At 73.6% G+C, this 20,408-nt stretch carries 18 protein-coding genes and 1 pseudogene; 6 read left to right on the top strand and 13 right to left on the bottom strand.

Annotated features, from left to right (window positions below; all coding sequences use genetic code 11):
- Window positions 1–48: 48 nt before the first annotated feature.
- The 4 genes from HHX35_RS31240 to HHX35_RS31225 all read right to left on the bottom strand — a co-directional run bounded on the left by HHX35_RS31240 (window position 49) and on the right by HHX35_RS31225 (window position 7,531).
- Window positions 49–1,056 carry a peptidylprolyl isomerase gene (locus HHX35_RS31240; RefSeq protein WP_182902253.1) on the bottom strand — a complete coding sequence of 336 codons (1,008 nt, stop codon included), beginning with the start codon at window positions 1,054–1,056 and terminating at the stop codon, window positions 49–51.
- Entirely contained in the window at window positions 1,053–5,363 is a 4,311-nt protein-coding gene (locus HHX35_RS31235; RefSeq protein WP_182902252.1) for an NEW3 domain-containing protein, read from the bottom strand. Before HHX35_RS31235 ends, HHX35_RS31240 begins: the two co-directional genes overlap by 4 nt.
- Window positions 5,364–5,444: 81 nt before the next feature.
- Window positions 5,445–6,833, bottom strand: a complete 1,389-nt coding sequence (locus HHX35_RS31230; protein WP_182902251.1) for a cell wall metabolism sensor histidine kinase WalK — start codon at window positions 6,831–6,833, stop codon at window positions 5,445–5,447.
- Window positions 6,830–7,531 carry a response regulator transcription factor gene (locus HHX35_RS31225; protein ID WP_182902250.1) on the bottom strand — a complete coding sequence of 234 codons (702 nt, stop codon included), beginning with the start codon at window positions 7,529–7,531 and terminating at the stop codon, window positions 6,830–6,832. Before HHX35_RS31225 ends, HHX35_RS31230 begins: the two co-directional genes overlap by 4 nt.
- A gap of 131 nt (window positions 7,532–7,662) precedes the next feature.
- Here HHX35_RS31225 and HHX35_RS31220 point away from each other — a divergent pair, with 131 nt between their 5' ends.
- Window positions 7,663–9,567 (top strand): hypothetical protein, encoded by a 1,905-nt coding sequence (locus HHX35_RS31220; protein ID WP_182902249.1) that lies wholly within the window; start codon window positions 7,663–7,665, stop codon window positions 9,565–9,567.
- Between the two features lie 65 nt (window positions 9,568–9,632).
- Here the strand turns inward: HHX35_RS31220 and HHX35_RS31215 are convergent, their stop codons facing one another.
- Window positions 9,633–10,340, bottom strand: a complete 708-nt coding sequence (locus tag HHX35_RS31215; RefSeq protein ID WP_182902248.1) for an MBL fold metallo-hydrolase — start codon at window positions 10,338–10,340, stop codon at window positions 9,633–9,635.
- A gap of 194 nt (window positions 10,341–10,534) precedes the next feature.
- Between HHX35_RS31215 and HHX35_RS31210 the strand changes: the two are divergent.
- A pseudogene (locus HHX35_RS31210) lies at window positions 10,535–12,358 on the top strand (glycoside hydrolase family 3 protein); the annotation flags it as partial.
- Between the two features lie 8 nt (window positions 12,359–12,366).
- On the opposite strand, the gene HHX35_RS45220 reads toward HHX35_RS31210, so the two are convergent.
- Window positions 12,367–12,555, bottom strand: coding sequence for a hypothetical protein (locus HHX35_RS45220; protein ID WP_396781221.1), 189 nt, complete (start codon window positions 12,553–12,555; stop codon window positions 12,367–12,369).
- On the opposite strand from HHX35_RS45220, the gene HHX35_RS45215 reads away from it, so the two are divergent.
- Window positions 12,515–12,826, top strand: coding sequence for a cellulose binding domain-containing protein (locus HHX35_RS45215; protein ID WP_396781219.1), 312 nt, complete (start codon window positions 12,515–12,517; stop codon window positions 12,824–12,826). The two genes, HHX35_RS45220 and HHX35_RS45215, sit on opposite strands and share 41 nt — an antisense overlap.
- A 32-nt stretch (window positions 12,827–12,858) precedes the next feature.
- Here HHX35_RS45215 and HHX35_RS31205 read toward each other — a convergent pair whose 3' ends face one another.
- The 4 genes from HHX35_RS31205 to HHX35_RS31190 form a co-directional block, all read right to left on the bottom strand.
- Window positions 12,859–13,275 carry a DUF3592 domain-containing protein gene (locus tag HHX35_RS31205; protein ID WP_182902246.1) on the bottom strand — a complete coding sequence of 139 codons (417 nt, stop codon included), beginning with the start codon at window positions 13,273–13,275 and terminating at the stop codon, window positions 12,859–12,861.
- 68 nt (window positions 13,276–13,343) lie between these two features.
- On the bottom strand, window positions 13,344–13,757 hold the full coding sequence (locus tag HHX35_RS31200) for a PH domain-containing protein (protein WP_182902245.1): 414 nt from the start codon (window positions 13,755–13,757) through the stop codon (window positions 13,344–13,346).
- Window positions 13,758–13,900: 143 nt separating this feature from the next.
- Entirely contained in the window at window positions 13,901–14,458 is a 558-nt protein-coding gene (locus HHX35_RS31195; protein WP_182902244.1) for a DUF5709 domain-containing protein, read from the bottom strand.
- Window positions 14,459–14,495: 37 nt separating this feature from the next.
- Window positions 14,496–14,987, bottom strand: coding sequence for a metallophosphoesterase family protein (locus HHX35_RS31190; RefSeq protein WP_182902243.1), 492 nt, complete (start codon window positions 14,985–14,987; stop codon window positions 14,496–14,498).
- A 131-nt stretch (window positions 14,988–15,118) separates the two neighbouring features.
- On the opposite strand from HHX35_RS31190, the gene HHX35_RS31185 reads away from it, so the two are divergent.
- Window positions 15,119–15,259, top strand: a complete 141-nt coding sequence (locus tag HHX35_RS31185) for a hypothetical protein (RefSeq protein ID WP_161628093.1) — start codon at window positions 15,119–15,121, stop codon at window positions 15,257–15,259.
- Window positions 15,260–15,350: 91 nt separating this feature from the next.
- Here HHX35_RS31185 and HHX35_RS31180 read toward each other — a convergent pair whose 3' ends face one another.
- The 3 genes from HHX35_RS31180 to HHX35_RS31170 form a co-directional block, all read right to left on the bottom strand.
- Window positions 15,351–15,665, bottom strand: coding sequence for a hypothetical protein (locus HHX35_RS31180; protein WP_182902242.1), 315 nt, complete (start codon window positions 15,663–15,665; stop codon window positions 15,351–15,353).
- Window positions 15,666–15,791: 126 nt separating this feature from the next.
- Window positions 15,792–16,745, bottom strand: a complete 954-nt coding sequence (locus HHX35_RS31175; RefSeq protein ID WP_182902241.1) for a Ppx/GppA phosphatase family protein — start codon at window positions 16,743–16,745, stop codon at window positions 15,792–15,794.
- Between the two features lie 67 nt (window positions 16,746–16,812).
- Window positions 16,813–17,826: an NADPH:quinone reductase gene (locus HHX35_RS31170; protein ID WP_182902240.1), complete on the bottom strand. Its 1,014-nt coding sequence runs from the start codon at window positions 17,824–17,826 to the stop codon at window positions 16,813–16,815.
- Between the two features lie 94 nt (window positions 17,827–17,920).
- Here HHX35_RS31170 and HHX35_RS31165 point away from each other — a divergent pair, with 94 nt between their 5' ends.
- Both HHX35_RS31165 and HHX35_RS31160 read left to right on the top strand, forming a co-directional pair.
- On the top strand, window positions 17,921–19,669 hold the full coding sequence (locus tag HHX35_RS31165; RefSeq protein WP_182902239.1) for an ATP-dependent DNA helicase RecQ: 1,749 nt from the start codon (window positions 17,921–17,923) through the stop codon (window positions 19,667–19,669).
- Between the two features lie 125 nt (window positions 19,670–19,794).
- Window positions 19,795–20,175 carry a hypothetical protein gene (locus tag HHX35_RS31160; protein WP_182902238.1) on the top strand — a complete coding sequence of 127 codons (381 nt, stop codon included), beginning with the start codon at window positions 19,795–19,797 and terminating at the stop codon, window positions 20,173–20,175.
- The last annotated feature ends 233 nt before the right edge of the window (window positions 20,176–20,408 follow it).

Here is a 20,408-nt window from a genome sequence, read left to right as displayed (position 1 = left end):
CCCCGAAACTCCGGGGTCGGACCGCCCGGGAACCGGGTGTTTCCCTGGTCAGTGCCGGTGGTCGGCGTCGGGCTGGGCCGGGTCGGCCGGATGCTCGTGCCCCGGCGTGAGCACGACCGAGTCGGCGTGCCGCGCGTCGAGCCACCGGGCGAAGGCCCGCTCCCCGTTCTCCTTCGCCAGCTCCGCGCGGATCCGCTCCCGCACGGCCGCGTACGGCTCCCGCCGCGCCGCCTCGATCCGCTCGACCACCAGGGTCCAGGGACCGCCGGGGCCCTTCACGGGCCCGACCGTCTCGCCCTCCCGGGCCGCGAAGACCGCGTCCTCGATCGGCCCGGTGAGCTGCCCGCGCCGCACCGGCCCGAACGGACGGACCCAGCGCGTCTCCGGGGTGGTGAACCGGTCGAGGTTGCGCCGGTAGTAGTCGCGCACCTCGTCCTCGGACGGCTCGCGGCCGGCGGCGAGCGCCCGGCACACCGCCCTGGCGGCCGGCGTCGTCACCAGGACGGCGGCCGCGACGCCGCCCGTCCGGAGCGCGCCCGCCAGGGTGAGCACCGCCTCGGGTCCGGGTGGAGCCGCGCGCCCGGCCGGCGAAGGACTTCCCGGCGGCACAGCGTTTCTCGGCGGCACAGGGTTTCCCGGCGGCACAGGGTTTCCCGGCGGCACAGGGTTTCCCGGCGGCACAGGGTTTCCCGGCGGCACAGGGTTTCCCGGCGGCACAGGGTTTCCCGGCGGCGGCGAGTGCCCGGCGGGCAGGCCGAGACGGGCCGCCTCCTGCTCGGCCAGCGCCTCGGCCACCATGACCTGCACCAGCCAGCGGCGCAGGTTGCGGCCCTCGGCGGTCTCCTCGCGCGGCAGCCGCGCCGCGAGCGGGCCGCTGCGCAGCAGGCGTAGCCGCCGGTCCACCTCGGCGACCGTGATCACCCGATCCCCCGCCGTCGCCGCGGCCCGCACGGCGGACGGACCCGGGTGGGGGCGGCCGTCCGAGCGCCACCCGCCGCCCCCTCCGCGTGCCGCCGGCGCGGCGCCGCCGGTCAGGGGAGCGTCCGGACCGCTCACAGCTCGACCTCGACCTCGACCGTGTCGGTGTAGTGCAGCCACCCGGCGCAGGCGATCTTCACGAGCGCCCACCAGCGGCCCGGGCGAGCGCCCGGCGGCACGCGTACCGGGAAGCGCACCTCCGCCTCGCCCTCGGGCGGCACGACGGCCCCGCTGTTCCACTCGGGGAACATCTCGAACGTCTGCCACGGGCTGACGAGCTGCGCCTGCGCGGCGACCGGCGACCGCGCCTCGGATCGCAGCCGGACCACGACCTCCGCCCGGCCGCCGGGCGTCAGCCGCAGGTGCGGCGGGTGGCCGAGACCCTCCAGCGACACCTCCAGCCCCGGCCACCGCCGTCCGCCCTCCCCCGGCCGGAACACGTGCAGCCGGGTCACGTCCTCGTACGCCTGGCCGCCGAACTCGGTGCGCGCGGTGAGCAGGTAGAGGCCGCCCTCGGCGCCGGGGGGCGGTGTGAGCCGGACCGGCACGGTGGCGTGGCCTCCCGGAGGCAGCACGTAGGGCCGGACGGCGGGCGCCACCGACCAGCCGTCGGGGGCCGTGAGCGTGACCACACCCTCCGCCCGGTCCTCCGTGAGGCTGGAGGCGATGGTCAGGGTCAACTCCACCGGCCCCGCGACGTCCAGGTCCGGTGGGGACAGGTGCACGGCGACCGGCAGGTCTCCCATCGGCGCGGGCCCGGTGTTGCCGAGCCAGTAGCGCGTATGAACCGGCTGGTGCGGCTCGGACTCCGGCACCTCCGGCACGGCCCCGCAGGCCGCCACTCTGCCACCCGTCCCCGCGCCGCCCGTCCCCGCGCCGCCCGCCGCTGCGACGCCCGCCCAGGGACCGGCCGCCCGCTCCCCCACCGCGTCCACGGGTGCCCCGGGACGGAGCGGAGCGACCAGCGTGACGATCTCCATGCCGTCGAGCGTGACGGGGGCGTCCCCGGTGGCGTTCTCCAGGAGGTCGGCCCGCCGCCACGGTCCCAGGGGCAACGTCGTGGCGACCGACAGCGGGACGGTCCGGCCGCCGGCCTCGTGGACGCGGGCGGTCAGCGCGGTCACCGGACCGGGCGTCCGGCCCGAGGCGATCGGGTTCCCGGCCGCCTTGAGCGCGGTGAGGACCAGGCCGGGCCCGGTCTCCAGGAACGACCGCGACTCGCCCGCCGGCCCGTCCCGCCCGTCCTGCCCCACGGTCGCCGCCAGCGGGTGGTTGACGTCGTGGCCGAGCCGTACGAGATCGGCCGCGCGCCAGTCGCCGGGGGCGGCCACCAGCGAGCACTCGAACGAGTGGGTCCAATGCTGGAGCTGGAAGCCGGAGCCGTCGGGCGCGGTGCGGCGCGGCGGGTCGATCCACACGCCGGACGGCCAGCCGGTGCACGACCGCATCAGCGACACGTGCAGCGCCCCGGACGGGTCGACCGCGAAGCCCGGGATGCCCCGGTTCACCAGCCCGATCGTGTAGTCGTCGAGGACGGCGTCCGCCGGCTCGGCGTCCGTCACCACCTCCACGGCCGCGTCGGCGAGGTCCGCGACCAGCTCCCCGACCGCGCCCTCGCCGCAGACCACGAGCACCGGAAGGTCGCGGGGGCCGGTGAGATCCGCGCCCGGCACCCAGACCTTCTCCAGCGGCTCGTCCGCGGGCACCCACAGGCGGGCCCGGCCCTCGGCGTCGAGACGCGCGCGCAGCTCCGCGGCCTCCGCGTCGTCCAGCAGCGCCGCGACGAACGGGTTCTCCTCGGGCGTGCCGATCGCGATGCGCACGTCGGGCAGGTTGGAGTCGACGGCGAGGTTGCCGTACCGGGGGCCGGGCCCGGTGGAGCACGTCGAGGTCACGCCCTGCCGTACGAGCGCCACGGCGAGGTCTCTCAGATCGCCGGCGGCCGCGTCCGGCGGCGCGATGATCTCGGCTACGCCGACGGCCCGCGCGCCGAGGGGGCGTCCGCCGGGCGAGCGCAGCGCGACGCGGGCCGTGGACGACAGCGCGAACCAGTTGTGCGCGGGGTTGTCCAGCGTCCACGGATGCTCCGCGGAGTCCACGTCGATCAGGCCGAACCCGCGGCCGACGACGGCGCCGGCGACCTCGCTGACCGGCAGCGCCCCCGGCACCCGCACCGGCCAGCGCAGCCGGAGCAGCACGTCGGAGCCGTGGAACTCGTCCACGTGGGTGGTGAGATCCACCCGCGGCAGCCCGTCCCAGAGCGTGATCTCCTGCGTGTAGACGACCGGGCCGACCCGGCCGCCGACGGTGATCCGCCGGCCCGCCGGGCACTCGGCGACGGCGACCTCCGCGGGGGCGGCGGCCGAGCCGCTCACCCCGCCGCTCGGCACCAGGTGCCAGGGGCCCTCGCCGAAGCGGGGGTGCGCCGGGTGCTCCTCGTAGACGAGCAGTTCGTTGCCCACCCGGTCCTGCTGCAGCAGCTCGCGGCCCTCGACGGTGAGGCTCGACACCGTCCCCCCGCGCTCGGGGTCGACCTCCACCACGTGCGTGGCGTTCTCGATCCTGCTCCCCTCACGAACGGCCCAGCCGATGGGCGCGGGCTCGGCGGTGGGCACCAGCCGGAACGTGCGATACCCGAGCGCGGGCACGTCGCCGGCGACGAAGACCGCGTCCACGGCGGCGAGGCTGCCGTCGGGATGCCGCTCGGGATGCTCAAGCAGCAGACCGCGCACGGGCGGGTCGAGCGCGACGCCGTACGCCCCCGGCTCGGGCAGCGTCAGCCGCACGCGTACGAGGTCGGTCCTGGCCCAGGAGGAGGGGTTCCAGACGGCGACGCCGGTCAGCCCCTCGCCGAGGCGGCGCAGCGACGCGTCGAGGACCCGCCCGCCCAGGTCGTACGCCTCCCGCCAGCTCGTCATCAGGTCGAGGTAGACCTGGTCGGACTCCGATCCGGTGATGCCGTCGTGGTGCGCGCCGTACGCGATCTGACGCCAGGCCTTGTCGAGGGCGGCGTGCGGGTAGGGCGCGCCGAGGGTCGCCGCGGCGACCGCTGCGAACTTCTCGGCGTCGGCGAGCCGCGTCTCGGCGTGCCGCTGCGCCTGCTTGGTGTCGATGTACGACACGTCCTTGCCGGTGTAGATCGGGTTCATGTCCCGCGTCTGCGGCGTCAGGCGGACGCCCTCGTCCCGCACGGCGGCGAAGAACTCCCTCGGCAGCCCGCAGACGAACCGGGGCGAGACGTAGCGCCGGTTCCAGTCGCGCTGGATCTCCATGACCCACTTGTTGGGCGGGGTGTAGTCGGTGCCGACGGGCAGCAGCACGTTGCGGGTCGCGGCGACCTTCTTGAGCAGCGTGAACAGTTCGTAGACGGCGGCCTCCGCCTGCTCCAGTGCGGGCGCGGAGTCCATCCACCACCCGGCGCTGTAGTGGGCCGGCATGTAGTGGGTCGTGACCCCGCGCCCCGACGGCGACAGCCACTCGAACTCCGAGGGGAACTGCATGACCGACGGGTCGCCCCAGCCGCCGCCGGCGAGCATCGGGCCCCATTGGTGGTAGGGCCCGCGCGCCCACGAGCTGGAGGTCAGCCCCGCCTCGGCGATCAGCCCGGGGAACTGGGGGTCGTGCCCGAACGCGTCGAGCTGCCAGGCGGTCGCCGGATCGCCGCCGAGCACGTCGCGCTGGAAGCCGATCCCGTGGACGATGTTGCGGATCGTCGCCTCGGGGCCGGTCAGGTTGGTGTTCGGCTCGTTGTACGTGCCACCCATGATCTCCAGCCGGCCCTCCGCGAGCAGGCGGCGCAGGTAGGCCCGATCCTCGGGGTGGGCGTTCCAGTACGGCTTGAGGTAGTCGACCTCGGCGAGCACGAACTTGTATTCGGGCTCCCTCCTGGCGGTGTCGAGGTGGAGCCGGACGAGGTCGAATCCCGCGTGCTGGAAATCCTGCCGGTTCGCCTGCGCCAGGCCGCCCGCGTGGTCCCAGGTGGCGGTGTAGGCGGCCTGGGTGTTCCACCAGACCGGGTCGTAGTGGAAGTGGGGAATCATCCAGACCGTCCACCCCGGCTCGGCCACGAGCAGTTCGCCCTCGGCCGTGCACCGCTCCCGGCCGGCGGCGGCCCGCACGGTGATCGGGACGCGCGCGCCCGGGACCGCGGCGGGCTCGGCCGCCTCCACCGGCACCACGACGGGCACCTCCACCACCACGGGCGCCGTGCCGGGAGGCCGCCCGTCCGCCGTGTGCTCGCCCCGCACCCCGGGGCCGGTGACCTCGGCCACCGGAGACGCGTCGTCCGGCACCTCGTCGAGGACGACGCGGACCACCTGGCGCGGGCCCTCGCCGGTGGCCACGCGGACGAACAGCTCGGTGGACTCGACGGAGGTGATCCGCATCGGCACCCCTTACTCCGGCACCGCGCGGCCGCCGCTGGGGGACAAGGTGACGGCGAGAACATCCCCCGCGCGCGGCGCCCTCTACCCTCGTCGTCCCGATCGGGCGGGCGACGGGAAACTGACCCGGACGACGGTGCCCTCTCCGGGCCCGCTGTCGAGAGTCGCCTCGCCGCCGTGGGCCCGGGCGATCGCGGCGACGATCGACAGCCCGAGGCCGCTGCCGGGGACTCCGGGACGGGAGGACCCCCGGTAGAACCGGGAGAAGGCCCGCTCCGCCACCTCCGGCGCCATGCCCGGTCCGGCGTCGCGCACCTCGATCACCCCGCCGCCACCCGGCCCGGCGCGTACGGCCACCGTCGCGCTCGTCCCCGGGGGGGTGTGCGTGCGGACGTTGCCGAGCAGGTTGGCCAGCACCTGCCGGACGGCGTCCTCGTCGGCCGCGACCTCGACGGCGTCACCGGCCTCCAGGGCGACGACCCGGTCCGGCGCGACGGCCCGCGCATCGCAGATCGCGTCGGCGGCGACGGTGGCCAGGTCCACCGGCCGCCGTCGCAGGCGCGGCTCCTGGTCGAGCCGGGCCAGGTAGAGCAGGTCGTCCACGATCTTCGCCATGCGCGCCGCCTCGTCGTCGGCCCGCCGTACGGCGTCGGGCCGGTCGGCCTGGCTGACCACGCCATACCTGAGCATCTGGAGGTAGCCGCGCACGGCCGTCAGCGGGGTGCGCAGCTCGTGGGAGGCGTCGGCGACGAAACGCCGCAGCCGGTCCTCCGACCGGGCCCTGGCCTCCATCGCCGCCTGGATCCGGGCGAGCATGCCGTTCACGGCCAGCGCGAGCCGGCCGGCCTCCGTCCTGGGCGAGGCGACCGGGGCGCGCCGGTCCAGGTCGCCGCCGGCGATCGCCCCGGCGGTGGCCGCGATCGCGGCGAGGGGCCGCAGGCCGCGGGCGACCAGGCGGTGCGCGACCAGGGCGAGCACGCCCAGGGAGGCGGCGCCGGCCATCGTCTCGATCAGCAGCAGCCGGCCGACCGTCTCCTCCACCGGCCTCAGGGGCAGCCCCACCGCCGCCCGGGTCTGGCCGCCCGCCCCCACGAACGACACGACGCGGTACGCCCCCGTCCCGCTGCCGAGCGTCACGGGGCCGGAGACGCCGCCCGCCGCCGGGGACGGGGCACGGTCGAGCAGCGCGGCGCCGGCCCGCCCGCCCCAGGCGCCGAGGACGCTCCCGTCGTGCCGCCAGATCCGCACCGCGTAGTCGGTCGGCGCCACGGCGGCGCGCAGCAGGCCGGTGCGGTCCGTGCTCTCCCGCAGCAGCGGGTTGGTGCGGGCGGTCGCCGCCGCCGCGAGGAGCTGCTCGTCCACCCGGCCGACGAGATAGGCCCGCAGGGCGAGGGCGACGGCGGCGCCGGTGGCCGTCAGCGCGGCGGCGGCCAGGACCACGAGCACGAGCAGAAGCCGGGCGCGGAGGGTCACGACGCCGTCCCGCTGTCGCGGAGCACGTACCCGAACCCGCGCTGGGTGTGGATGAGCGGCGGCCCCAGCCGGTCGAGCTTGCGGCGGAGGTAGCCGACGTACAGATCGACCACGTTGGAGGTCCCCCTGAAGTCGTAGTCCCACACCGCGTCGAGGATCTGGGCGCGCGACAGGACCCTGCCGCGGTTGCTCATCAGGTAGCGCAGGAGGTTGAACTCGGTCGGCGACAGGCGGACGGGCACTCCGCCGCGCCGCACCTCGCAGGCGTCCTCGTCCAGCTCCAGGTCGGCGACCCTGAGGCGCTCGCCCCCGGGAGGCGGCGGAGGCTGCGCGACCCGGCGGAGCACGGCCCTGACCCGGGCCAGCAGCTCGTCCAGGGCGAAGGGCTTGGTCACGTAGTCGTCGCCGCCGTAGGTGAGCCCGGACACCTTGTCCTGGCGGGCGTCCCTGGCGGTGAGGAAGACGATGCCGAAGCGGTGGCCGCGGGCCCGCAGGGTCCGGCAGACCTCGAGGCCGCCCATGTCGGGCAGCATCACGTCCAGGACCACGAGGTCCGGCGCGGCGGCCTCGGCGCAGGCCATCGCCTGCGCCCCGGTGGCGGCCGTCGTCACCTCGAACCCGTGGAACCCCAGCACCGTGGCCAGCACGTCGAGGATGTTCGGCTCGTCGTCGACGACGAGGATCTTCTCTCCAGGCATGTCGGGGACAGCACACCAGTCCCGGATGTGAGTTCGCTGTGAACCGGCTGTGGGGTTGCCGAAGAGGCTCTCATCTGTCCCCCTTCTCCCGCACAGGCAGTTCCCACCGCCCGGGGGTGGGGTGGACGGCCATGAGACTCATCCGATCCTCGATGGCGGGAGTGGCCGTGCTCGCGGCCGCCGCGTTCCCCCACGCCCCCGCGCTCCCGCAAGCCCAGGCGGTCCACCGGGCTCCTGCGAAGGCCGCCGCCGTCCCGCCCTTCGAACCGGTCGAGGTCGAGCGCGACGTCCCGCTCCCCTCCGGCGTGGCGCTCACGTCGTCCCAGGGCGTACGGCTGGCCCCGGACGGGCGCCACGTCGTCATGAGTGTGGTCTACCAGGGTCACGAGCACGTCGGCGCGATGAACCTCGACGGCACCGGCTTCAGCTGTGTGACCTGCGGGAAGCTGCCGACGGCGCGCGGGAACGAGGTGTTCCCCGACGGCAGGCGCCTGTGGGTCGAGCGGGTGCCGGAGGACTCTGGGGCCGCCGGGTCCAGCGGCGGGATCGCCGACGTGCGCTACTCGGTGCTCGAGTGCGCGCCGAGCGTGTACGACTGCCGCACAGGCAAGGTCCTTCCGGTGACGTTCCCGATCCCCGGCCTGAAGCAAGGCGCCCAGAACAGGGCGACCCAGTTGCACCCCGATGGGAAGCACATCCGCTGGACCGAGGTGCGCACCCTGGAAGGGCCGCGCATGACGATCGGCAAACTCGTGCGCCGCGGCGACGGCTACCGGGTGACCGAACCCCGGGTCGTGAACCCCGCCTACACGCTCGGTGACGACCCGAAGGGCTGGGCCGACGCCGGGAGCTACTACGAGGCCGGGCAGTGGATGGACGGCGGCCGCACCCTGAAGATCGGCGCCACCGGCAGCGCGCTCAACTACGACATCTTCACCCTCGACCTGGCCACTGGCGAGCGCCGGCGGCTGACCACCGACATCGACTACAACGAGGGCACCGACCCCTCGCCCGACAGCCGCTGGATCTCCTACACCTCCGCCCGGGGGCTCGACCGCATGGACGTGTTCACCCAGCTCCGGCGCCCGCCGTTCATCGACATGGCGGCCTTCGCCCAGATCGGCCGCGTCGGCCTGTGGAACAACCGGCGGTGCATGAACGAGCGCTGGCTCATGGACCGCGAGGGCCAGCGCGGCACCTACGGCGGCCAGCCCGTGGTCACCGAGGACGGCTGGGGCATCCGGTCCTGGTCGTGGCTCCCCGACGGCACCCGGGCGCTGATCGCGGAGGAGCACGTGACCGCCGCCACCGGCACCCCCGGCCACGCCCCCGAGATGCGGGTGCGGGTCCTGCGGTTCCCCGCCCGCACCCCGGTGACGCCGACACCCGTCGTCGACCTCGACACGATCGACCTGTCGAGGTCCACCGTGCCCTACACCCGCTACCGGGGTGTGGCCTCCCGCCAGGTGCACGGCCGTACGGTGCACGGGGCCGGGGGCGGCACGGCGCGGATGGAGTTCACCGGCACCTTCCTCTCCGGCCGCTGGGAGGTCCGCTACGACCACTACTCCGACGACGGGGAGAGCTTCGTCAGCGGCACGGAGTCGCTGACCACTCCGGCGTCGCTCGTGTCCGCGACCTGGCGCGCCGATCTCACGGTCACCGGGCGGCACCACGGATACCTGCGCGGCGACCTCGACGTCCGCTCCCCCGCCCGCTTCAGCGGGACCGTGCGCAGCGAGGTCGACGGCCGCCTGCTCTCCGGGGTGCCCACCCAGGCCGACTGCCCCGGGGTGCGCAGGCCGCCCCTGTCCCTCGTCGTACGGCCGGCGGGCGGCGGGACCTCCGAGGTCCGGGTCACCGCGACCGTGCCGGAGGATCCCACCCCCAGGCCGGTCAGGGGCGCGACGGTGACCGCGGGCGGCAGGACCGCCGTCACCGGGGCGGACGGCGTCGCACGCGTGCCGGTCGCACCCAGCGGCCAGGTCACGGCGGCCGCGGGCGGTTTCGCCGGCGCCGCCGCCTCAATGCCGTGAGCACCCGTGGGCACCGTTCCGTGAGCGCCCTCCCCTGAGCACCGTCCCGTGAGCGCCTGACCGCGTCACCCGGTGAGGCGGGCCGCGACGTCCCTGATGAGTCCGGAGGCGCCCTCGGTGACGGGCTCGCCGTGGCCGAAGCAGGCGATCTCGGCGTCGAGAGTCGCCTGCCGTGCGAGCGAGGCGACCGCACCGGCCGGGTCGGCGTTGAACACGCCGAGGATGACCTGCCCGTCGGGGGCGCGGGCGACGGTGTCACCGGTGAACAGCACGCCCGGCCCGGGCAGGTGCACCGCGAGGCTGCCGGGAGTGTGACCGGGCACGGCAAGCACCTGCGCCCCTCCGCCGAAGTCCAGCGTGTCGCCGTCACCCAGTTCGCGGTCCACGCGCACGGGCGGCGCGGGCACGTGCGGCATGCCCGCGTGGACCGCGTCCCACAGCTCACGCTCCCATCCGGACAGGACGGGCGGAGGTCCGTCAGCCTCGCCCCGGACGAAGGGCGCGTCGTCGCGGTGGGCGTACACGGTGACGTCGCCCCAGGAGGCGATGTCGGCGGCCGAGCCGGTGTGGTCCTCGTGGAAGTGCGTCAGCACCAGGCGCCGTACGTCGGACGGCGAGTGCCCGAGCGAACGGACGGCGTCCGCGATGAGGGGCGCGGAGCCGGGAACCCCGGAGTCGATCAGGGTCAGCCCGTCGGGATCGCGCCACAGGTAGACGTGCCCGACGGGAAACCGCAGGAAATACAGGCTGGGAAGCAGTTCGACCAGGTCCATGTGGCGACGTTAGGGCCGCCCGGCCGGCCATCGGCGCGATCTTCGCCGGTAGCGGATCCGCCAGGAGCGCAAAACCGGGCCGCGTGCGTGAAACTTTCCTCGCCCAGGGCTGGTGGCGAGTGTCCGGGAGTCACATCGATTGACCCGAATTCCCGGCGATTCCTACGGTCGGCGGGACCACCTAGGAGGACGTGATGACTTCCCGGCTGAGACCCGTCTGGATACCCGCGCTCGTCGCGCTGCTCGCCGTGGCGCTGGGCGCCGTCTCCATCGCCGGCCGCGGGGTCGCGCGGGCGGCTGACGCCCCCTACAAGGATCCGAGCCTTCCGGTCGCGGCGCGGGTGGACGACCTGCTGTCCAGGATGTCGCTTGACGACAAGGTCGGGCAGATGACCCAGGCCGACCGGTCGGCCCTGACGACGATCTCCGACGTGGCGACGTACCGGCTGGGCTCGATCCTGTCCGGCGGCGGCTCGGCGCCCTCCCCGAACACCCCGTCGTCCTGGGCCGACATGTACGACAACTTCCAGCGGCAGGCGCTGTCCGCCCCGCTCGGCATTCCGATGATCTACGGAATCGACGCGGTGCACGGGAACAACAACGTCGTCGGCGCCACGATCTTCCCGCACAACATCGGGCTCGGGGCGACCCGCGACCCCGATCTGGTGGAGCGGGTCGGGCGGGCGACGGCCGAGGAGGTGGCGGGCACCGGGATCGACTGGACCTTCGCGCCCTGCCTGTGCGTGGCCCGCAACGACCGCTGGGGCCGCACGTACGAGTCCTTCAGCGAGGACCCGCAGCTCGTCACCCAGATGACGACGATCGTGGACGGCTTCCAGAAGGCCGGGAACGCCTCCATCCTCGCCACCGCCAAGCACTACGTGGGCGACGGCGGCACCACGGGCGGCAAGGACCAGGGCAACACCGAGCTCAGCGAGTCCGACCTGCGGGCCATCCACCTCGCGCCGTTCAGGGCCGCCGTGCAGCGCGGCGTGGGCTCCGTCATGGTGTCCTACAGCTCCTGGAACGGTGTGAAGATGCACGGCAACAAGTACCTGATCACCGACGTGCTGAAGGGCGAGCTGGGCTTCACCGGCTTCGTGGTCACCGACTGGGCGGGCATCGACCAGCTCGACGGCCAGACCGGCTTCACGGCGAGCGAGATCACCACGGCGATCAACGCGGGCGTCGACATGGTGATGGTGCCGACCGACTACAAGAGGTTCATCTCACTGCTGAAGTCGGAGGTCCAGGCGGGCCGGATCGCGACGTCGCGGATCGACGACGCCAACCGGCGCATCCTGACCAAGAAGTTCGAGCTGGGGCTGTTCGAGAGGCCGCTGACCGACCGGTCCTACACCTCCACCGTGGGCGGCGCCGCACACCGCACCCTCGCCCGCGAGGCCGTACGCGAGTCGCTGGTGCTGCTGAAGAACGCGGGCAACGTGCTCCCGCTCGGCAAGAGCGGCGGCAAGATCTTCGTGGCCGGCAAGAGCGCCGACGACATCGGCAACCAGAGCGGCGGCTGGACGATCAGCTGGCAGGGCTCGTCCGGCAACATCACCACCGGCACGACGATCCTGCAGGGCATCCGCGACGCCGTCGGCTCCGGCACCCAGGTCACCTACAACCGCGACGGCAGCGGCATCGACTCCTCCTACCGCGCGGCGATCGCCGTCGTGGGCGAGACGCCGTACGCGGAGGGGCAGGGCGACCGGCCCGGGTCGATGGGCCTCGACTCGACCGACCTGGCGACGCTGCAGCGGCTCAAGGCGTCCGGCGTGCCGCTGGTCGTGGTGCTCGTCTCCGGCAGGCCGCTCGACATCGCCGGCCAGATCGACCAGTGGAACGCGCTGGTGGCGGCCTGGCTGCCGGGCACCGAGGGGCGCGGCGTGGCCGACGTGCTGTTCGGCGACTACGCACCGACCGGGAAGCTGCCGATGACGTGGCCGCGCAGCGCCGACCAGGAGCCGATCAACGCCGGGGACGGCAAGCAGGCGCTGTTCGAGTACGGCTTCGGGCTGTCCTACACGGGCTCCAGCCCGTCCCCCTCACCGTCCCCCTCCCCATCGCCCTCACCGTCCGCTTCGCCGTCCCCGTCCCCGTCTCCGTCGCCTTCTCCGTCCCCCAGCCCCTCGCCCAGCGCCAGTCCGTCGCCCTTGCCCGGCGGGTGTGTGGTGGCGTACAAGGTGAACGACTGGGGCAGCGGGTTCACCGCCGACGTGACGATCACCAACAGGTCGTCGAGCCCGGTCAACGGCTGGCGGCTCCAGTGGACCTACGCCGGCGACCAGAAGGTCACCGGCTACTGGAACTCGACGATCACCCAGTCGGGCCGGCAGGTCACCGCGTCCAACGCCACCTGGAACGGAACCATCGGCGCGGGCGGCGGCACGGCGAGCTTCGGCTTCCAGGGGTCCTACAGCGGCGCCAACCCCGCCCCCACCGCGTTCACCCTGAACGGGACGGCCTGCACGACCGGATGACGCCGGAGGGGGCGGGGACGGAACGTCTGGGCTCAGAACGTCTGGGCCAGCGCCACCCCCGCCCCCGCGGTGAACAGGACGATGCCGACCGTGAGGAAGATGCCGCCGAGGAGCGTGCCGCTCCCGGCCGCGCTGTCGATGCGGATCCGCGTCGGCCTGGCCGGGTCGTACAGCACCGTGACCTCCTCACCCGGCCGCGCGGGCGGCGGGTTGCTCCCATAGGTGGTCTCGGCCTCGACCTGCTGGCCGTAGACGGTGGTGAAACGAATGGTCGGGTAGTACGTGGTTCCGTCGTCGGACCGGCTCGCCCGCAGCCCGACGACCAGGCCGCGGCTGCGCTGCGCCCGGCGGCGGAACTCCCGGGCGTTCATGGTGATGCCGCCGCCGATGAGGCCGAAGACAAGCCCGAGCCCCGAAAGGATCAGTGTGATGAGAGCGGTTTGTGACACGATCGGACCTTAGGGCCCCACGCTTGCGATCGGCTTGCACCGTTCCCAAACCGCGACGCGCGTACGGATCAGGGGCGCATACGCATGAGCGTCTCGGCCACGTCGACGACCGGCTCGCCGAGGTCGAAACGGCTGAACAGGTGGATCTGCTCGCCCGCGTCGATCTCCAGCAGCTCGGTCGTCAGGCCGTAACGGCGGTGGGAGTCCACCCGGATGCGGTCCACGTCGTTCCAGGAGATGCGTTCCCGGCCGGAGAGCCCGGTGACGACCAGCCCGTCCTCCCCCGCCGCGAGCCGCACCGGCGCGACCAGGTCGCGGCCGGTCAGGAGGCCGAAGCCTACGGTGGCCACGCCGGCGAGGAAGAGCTGCGCGCCGTCGCCGGCGATCGCCAGCACACCGCACAGCATCGTGCCGACGGCCTTCAGCGCAACGATCCCGCGCGGCACCCGCCATTCGTGCCGCAACTCCTCAACTCCCGCCATCGAGGCAGCGTAACGAATGCGAGGTCCTCTCGCGGCTGCTTCCCGGCCCCTCACGCCGTGCGGCGGCGGCCCTGCCGCACGGCCGCCGCCGTCTCCCCCTGTGGCGTCTCGCCCTGTGTCGTCCCGTCTTGTGTCGTCTCGTCCTACGGCGTCTCGTCCTCTATGCGCATCGCCTGCTCCTCCGCCGTGTAGCCGCCGAAATCCGGCCCCACGTCCTCAGCGATCATGTCCTTCTCGGTGTCCACGCCCATGCCGCCGTCCGGATCGACGAGCCGGCCGGCCTGGCCGGGCTCCGCGGTGCCGGCGCCGTACCTCTCGTACGGCTGTTCGCCATTCTCGCCGAGGACGTCGGCCTCGGCTCCCGAGGAGTAGGCCAGCTCGTCCTCGGAGGAGTCGAGCAGCTCGTCGTCGGCCTCGCCGGCCTTCTCCTCACGACGGCCACCCGCAGTGCCCGGCTCCGTGCCGAACCGGACGTCCACATCGGGGACCTCGCGGGACAGGCGACGGCGGAGGGACTCGCCCTCGCGCATCTCGTTGGGCGTGGTGCCGTACTCGTCGAGACCCAGGGGCCGGTCGCCGGGCAGCGGCATCTCCTGCGGGTCCTCGGCCCACTGCTGCTCGGGCGTGCCCTCCTGCAGGTCCGGAATGCCTTCGTCCTCGAACCGCGAACGCGGGTCGGGCTGTGGTCTGTTCTCTCTCATACCGGCCCCATGCCCCGCCGTGCGGCCCTTAGGCAGGTCAGGTGACGGGGACGATCTCGGCCCGCCGCAGCACGCCGCTCTCGATGTCGAGTATTCCGACGGTGCCGTGCGGCTGTCGGCGGCGGTCGGTGGGCGAGCCGGGGTTGAACACCCGCACCCCGTCGCCGGTCAGATCCATGGGGATGTGCGAGTGGCCGAAGACGACCAGGCCGGCCTCGGGGAAGCGGCGCCGCATGCGCGCGGTCCGTCCGGCGGCCTGTCCGCTGTCGTGGATCATCGCCACCCGGAGCCCGCCGAGGTCGAGTTCGAGCGTCTCGGGGGCGCCCCAGGCCGCGACGTCCTGGCCGTCGTTGTTGCCGAGCACCGCGTGGACCGGAGCGTACGCGGACAGCTCCACCAGGACGTCGGCGGTGCAGACGTCGCCGGCGTGCAGGATCAGGTCCGCCCCCCGCAGGTGCTCGGCGACCGCGGGCGGGCAGGACTTCCAGCGCCGGGGAGCATGGGTGTCCGCGAGCACGACGACCTTCACCGTTCCATCTTCCCCGCGGAGAAGAGGTGCCAAATCACATATTCGGGGAATAGAGATCCACGACCCGCACGACCCTCATGTCCTGCACCCCTACACCGGTCTCCCCCGGCCGGTCCCGCTTGGGAGGAACGATGAGCAGGCAGATCGCCGACGGCTACCAGGCCCCCACCCTGTCCGAGCTCGAGGCGCGCGTACGCGGGCTGGAGACTCAGGTCGCCCACCTGACCGAGCTGGTCAAGACGCTGTCCGGCCAGAGCAGGGAGAGCCGCTGACGACGGCCCGTCCGGCGGCGAGGCGCCCCAGAACGACGGCGTCCCCGCCAGGACGGACCTGACGGGGACGCTGACGCCGGCGTGGGCCTCGCTACGCGCGACGCGCGGAGGCGGCGACGGCCCGGACCTGCCGGTCCACGCCCCGGCCCGCGGCGCGCCCGTTCGCGTGTCCCTTCACGTGTCCGTTGACGGGCGCCGTCTCGGACGCGTTGACGGGCGCTATCCCGGACGCGTCCGCACCCGTGCCCGCCGGGACGGGTTTCGCCCGCCCGTAGGACTCGCGCCCGGTGCTCACCGCCATCGCACCCAGCCATACGAGGGTCGCGATCGCGATGACCACCACGGCTCCGAGCACCAGCACCGCCACCGCCGCCAGGGAGACCACGGCTCCCAGCAGCTCCACCATTTAGATTCCTCCAGAGGTCGACCCCGATTACGGCACTCCGGTGGCCGGCGGAAGATCACCTGCCACGTAGAGGAACGGAAATTGCCGGTTATTGGTGCCTTGCCCCGTTTGGATGACCCTCATACCTTACTGATCGGCTAGCGGGGGCCGACCCATGGGCAGGCCGTCGAGCCTGCGCAGGATCACGCCCTCCCGCAGCGCCCACGGGCAGATCTCCAGCACCGGCAGCTCGAACAGGTCCATCGCGGCGTCCGCGACGACCGCGCCGGCGAGAAGCTGGGCGGCCCGCCCCGCGGACACGCCGGGAAGCTCCGCCCGGCGGGCCGCCGGCATCGTGGCCAGCCGGGCCGTCCACTCGACCAGGTCCTCGTGCGTCAGCGTCCGCTTGACGTACGGGCCCTCGCTGGACGACGCCGCCCCCGCGATGCGCGCGAGCTGGCGGAAGGTCTTGGACGTGGCGACCGCGTGGTCCGGCCTGCCGTACCTGGCGACCGCCCCGACCGTCCGCGCGATCTCGGTGCGTACGTGCCTCCGCAGCGCGCGGACCTCTTCGGGATCGGGCGGGTCGGCGGTGAACCAGTCGCGGGTGAGCCGTCCCGCGCCGAGCGGGAGGGAGACGGCGACGTCGGGCTCCTCGTCGACGCCGGAGGCGATCTCCAGCGACCCGCCCCCGATGTCGGTCACCAGCAGCCGCCCCGAGGACCAGCCGAACCAGCGGCGGACGGCCAGGAACGTCAGCCTGGCCTCGTCGTCCCCCGACAGCACCTGGATGTCCACCCGGGTGTCGGCCTTGATCTGGGCCAGCACGTCCTCGCCGTTGACCGCGTCGCGGACCGCCGAGGTGGCGAAGGCGACCAGGTCCTCCACTCCCTTGTCCTCGGCGATGCGGGCCGCTTCGCGCACGAAGGCCCCCAGTCGCGCCGCGCCCTCCTCGCTGAGCCTGTCGCCGTCGACGAGATGCTCGGCCAGCCGCAGCTCCTCCTTGTGGGAGAACGCGGGCAGAGGCCGGGCACCCTGATGCGCGTCCATCACCAGCAGGTGCACCGTGTTGGAACCGACGTCCAGGACTCCGAGTCGCATGCCCCGACGGTACCGCCCGCCGGGGAAAGATCCACCGCCCCTCCCGGCCCCCGGACTCACGTGGGGCTCACTCCGGTGCGACGTCCACGAGCACCTTGCCGACCGCACCGGACTCGACCGCGTCGTGGGCGTCCGCCGTACGCTCCAGCGGGAAGTGGTGGAGGGGCAGCCCGGCCTCCTCCCCCACCCGCAGCGCGCCCGACTCGACCGCCGCGCATACGTCCGCCACGGCGGCGTCCTTGGCGGCCTCGGGCACGGTGTAGACGAGCACGAACTGATAACGGATGTTGCGGCTGAACAGCTCGCGCACCGAGAGCGCGACCTCGTCTCCCCCGTTGTTGGCGTACACCGCGACGACCCCCTGCGGCGCGGTGACCGCCCTGTCCAGGGCGGCGTTCGGCGCCGGCGCGACCTCCACAACGATGTCGGCGCCCCGCGGGGCCACGGCGCGGATCGCCGCCGCCGGATCCCCGGTGCGGTAGTCGACCACGTGGTGCGCCCCCGCGGCCCGGGCCAGCGCCGCCTTCTCCGGTCCGCTGACCGTCGTCACCACGGCCGCCCCGGCCCAGCGGGCGAGCTGGATCGCCGCGTTGCCCACGGCCCCGGCGCCGCCCGCGACCAGGACGGTCCTGCCGTCGAGGGCCCCGGGGGCGAGCCGGTCCGGCCCGCCCTCGGCCACGGTCAGGCAGCGATGCGCGGTCAGCGCGGGGATGCCGAGGCTCGCGCCGAGGTCGAGGGAGGCCCCGTCCGGCAGCGGCACGACCTGCCGCTCGGGCAGGACGACGTACTCCTGCGCGGTGCCGTCCGGCCGCCCCCAGGCGGCCTCCCACAGCCACACGCGGTCTCCCGGTGCCACTCCTGTCACGCCCGGCCCGGCGGCGTCGACGATTCCGGCGCCGTCCTGGTTGGGCACGGCCTCCGGGTGGCCCAACGCGCCGCGCCGCGCCTTCCAATCGGTCGGATTGACGCCCGAGCGCACCACTCGCACGCGTACCTCTCCGGGCCCCGGCTCGGGCACCGGCCGGTCGGTCAGGCGCAGGACACCACTGTCACCGGTCTCGGAATACACGATCGCTCTCATACCGGCTCCAAGCCGCCGGGTCCGTGACGCTATTCCGGTTCGGCCCTTTCCGCTCGGGTAGTTGCAGGCCGATCGGGCGAGGGGGTGCGGTGGAATGAGCGTCAGGCAGAGATACGGGGGCCTGTCCGGTGGAAGGGCCGGTGACAGGCTCGGCGGCACGGGAGGCGGCTGGTCGAGGGACTGGTCGGGAAGCTGGGCCAGAGGCTGGGCGGGGGGCCGCTTCGGCCGGCATTACGGACGCAGGGGCAGGCGCCTGCGGGCCACGGCCAGGGAGGCCTTCGGCTGGCAGCAACTGCGCCCGGGCCAGCAGGAGGCGATGGAGCTCCTGCTCGCGGGGCGCGACGTGCTGCTGGTGATGCCGACCGGCGGCGGCAAGTCGGCCGTCTACCAGGTGCCCGGCTTGCTCCTGGAGGGCCCGACGGTCATCGTCTCGCCGCTCATCGCCCTGCAGCGCGACCAGGTCATGAGCCTGCTCAAGGCGGGGGCCGCGGGCGCGGTGGCGGTCAACTCGGCCGGCTCGGTCGAGGCGGGGCTCGACCAGGTCACCGCGGGCGACGCCGAGTACGTGTTCCTTTCGCCGGAGCAGCTCGCCAAGCCCGAGGTGGTCGAGCGGCTGGCCCAGGCCCGGCCCTCCCTGATCGCCGTGGACGAGGCGCACTGCGTGTCCACCTGGGGCCACGACTTCCGGCCGGAGTATCTGCGGCTCGGCAAGGTCATCGAGCGTCTGGGCCATCCCCCGGTGATCGCGATGACGGCCACGGCCGCGCCGACCGTGCGCGAGGAGATCGTCGAGTCGCTCGGCCTGATCGGGGCCCAGCAGATCGTGCGGGGATTCGACCGGCCCAACCTGCATCTCGAGGTCCACCGGTTCACGAGCGACGACGACAAGCGCAGGGCCCTGGCCGACCACGCCGCCGGGCTGGACGGCGTGGGGCTGGTCTACGTGGCGACGCGGCGCCAGGCCGAGGAGTACGCCGACCTGCTGAAGGAGCGCGGCCGCCGGGCCGAGGCGTACCACGCGGGGATGAAGGCGAAGGAACGCCGCCGCATCCACGAGCGGTTCCAGGACGACGACCTCGACACCGTCGTGGCGACCTCGGCCTTCGGGATGGGCATCGACAAGCACGACGTGCGCTACGTGCTGCACGCCGCGCCCCCCGAGTCGCTCGACGCGTACTACCAGGAGATCGGCCGGGCGGGCCGGGACGGCAACCCGGCCGAGACCGTGCTGTTCTACCGGCCCGAGGACCTGGGGCTGCGCAAGTTCTTCGCCTCGGGCCGCGCGGACGAGGCCCTGATGCGGCGCGTCGCGACGCTGGTCCGCGAGCACGGCGGGGAGGTGGCCGCCGCCGACCTGCGCGAGCTCCTCGACATCGGGACCGCCAGGCTGACCTCGCACGTCAACCTGCTGGAACGGGCGGGCGCGGTCGAGGTCAGCCACGGTGGCGCCCTGCACTACGCGCCGGACGGCCCGCCGCCGGACGAGGCCGCCGCCCGCGCGGTGGAGATCGACGATCTCCGGCATCGGATGGAGGACTCCCGGCTGGAGATGATGCGCGGCTACGCGGAGACGACCGGCTGCCGGCGTCGCTTCCTGCTGGAGTACTTCGGCGAGCCGTACGAGCGGTCGTGCGGCGACTGCGACACCTGCCGCTCGGGGACGGCGACCCCGCCGGATACCGGCGACGGGCGGTTCCCCATGCACGCGAACGTACGGCACGCCGAGTGGGGACACGGGATCGTGATGAGCCGCGAGCAGGACCGGATCACCGTGCTGTTCGACTCCGTGGGCTACAAGACGCTGGCGCTCGGCCTGGTCGACGAGCTGCTCGAAGTGGTCTGACGGAGCACGAGAAGCACCCGCCCGGCTGGGCAATCATTACTGTTCGTGTCCTTCGCACCACTTGCAGTGGTTTCACCCTGTGTTGAGACTCGTAGGCGGAGGTCGTGAGTTCGGGGGTGGTACCGGTGCGGGAGGCAATCAGCGCCAGGGAGACGTGGCCGTTCGAGTGCCTGCACTGCCTGCGCGTCTGGGAGGAGGAGTACGTCGTCCACCGCGGGCGCGACGAGCAGGGCGTCGACGTCGTGATGTGGACGCGGGACGACGTGGCCGTCCAACCGCCCTGGTCCGGGATGACCTGCCCAGGATGCGGCTGCGGGACCGTGACCACGTTCCCGACCGGCTATCTGGCCCACCATCCGGAGATCACGCTGGGCCGGCCCGCGTTGAAGGCCCCGGCCGGCGAGACGCCCGCACGGGGCGCGCCGTTCGCGTCGCACGCGCTGCTCACCCTCGCGCTCCTGCTGCTGACCGGCGCCGGTCTGTACGAGCGGCTCCACGTCCGCTGAGCACGCGCCCGGGCCGCGGCGTCCTCCGGCAGAGGTCGGCGGAGGTCGGCGGAGGTCGCCCGGGTCCCGACTCACGGATCCTTTCGAGCCCGAAGCGCACACCGTCGTCGAACGGATCGCGGTATTCGATCAGGGTGACGGCTCCCTCGAACAGGGAGTGCGTCTCCGCGCGGCGCAACGTCGTGCCGCCGTGAAAGGCGCGTCGCGCAATTCCCACTGCATCGCGGGCCGGA

Origin of the sequence: Microbispora sp. H10830 (genome assembly GCF_014161375.1) — a bacterium.
GTDB classification, from domain to species: domain Bacteria; phylum Actinomycetota; class Actinomycetes; order Streptosporangiales; family Streptosporangiaceae; genus Microbispora; species Microbispora catharanthi.
Note: the sequence above shows the minus strand (reverse complement) of the source record. Positions and strands in the feature narration are given on the sequence as shown.

Coding starts and splice junctions, on each gene's coding strand:
- HHX35_RS31175 (WP_182902241.1), bottom strand. CDS start 16,745: ATGCGACTCGGAGTCCTGGACGTCGGTTCCAACACGGTGCACCTGCTG.
- HHX35_RS31180 (WP_182902242.1), bottom strand. CDS start 15,665: ATGGTGGAGCTGCTGGGAGCCGTGGTCTCCCTGGCGGCGGTGGCGGTG.
- HHX35_RS31220 (WP_182902249.1), top strand. CDS start 7,663: ATGAGACTCATCCGATCCTCGATGGCGGGAGTGGCCGTGCTCGCGGCC.
- HHX35_RS31225 (WP_182902250.1), bottom strand. CDS start 7,531: ATGCCTGGAGAGAAGATCCTCGTCGTCGACGACGAGCCGAACATCCTC.
- HHX35_RS31170 (WP_182902240.1), bottom strand. CDS start 17,826: ATGAGAGCGATCGTGTATTCCGAGACCGGTGACAGTGGTGTCCTGCGC.
- HHX35_RS31215 (WP_182902248.1), bottom strand. CDS start 10,340: ATGGACCTGGTCGAACTGCTTCCCAGCCTGTATTTCCTGCGGTTTCCC.
- HHX35_RS31235 (WP_182902252.1), bottom strand. CDS start 5,363: ATGCGGATCACCTCCGTCGAGTCCACCGAGCTGTTCGTCCGCGTGGCC.
- HHX35_RS31200 (WP_182902245.1), bottom strand. CDS start 13,757: ATGGCGGGAGTTGAGGAGTTGCGGCACGAATGGCGGGTGCCGCGCGGG.
- HHX35_RS31185 (WP_161628093.1), top strand. CDS start 15,119: ATGAGCAGGCAGATCGCCGACGGCTACCAGGCCCCCACCCTGTCCGAG.
- HHX35_RS31195 (WP_182902244.1), bottom strand. CDS start 14,458: ATGAGAGAGAACAGACCACAGCCCGACCCGCGTTCGCGGTTCGAGGAC.
- HHX35_RS31165 (WP_182902239.1), top strand. CDS start 17,921: ATGAGCGTCAGGCAGAGATACGGGGGCCTGTCCGGTGGAAGGGCCGGT.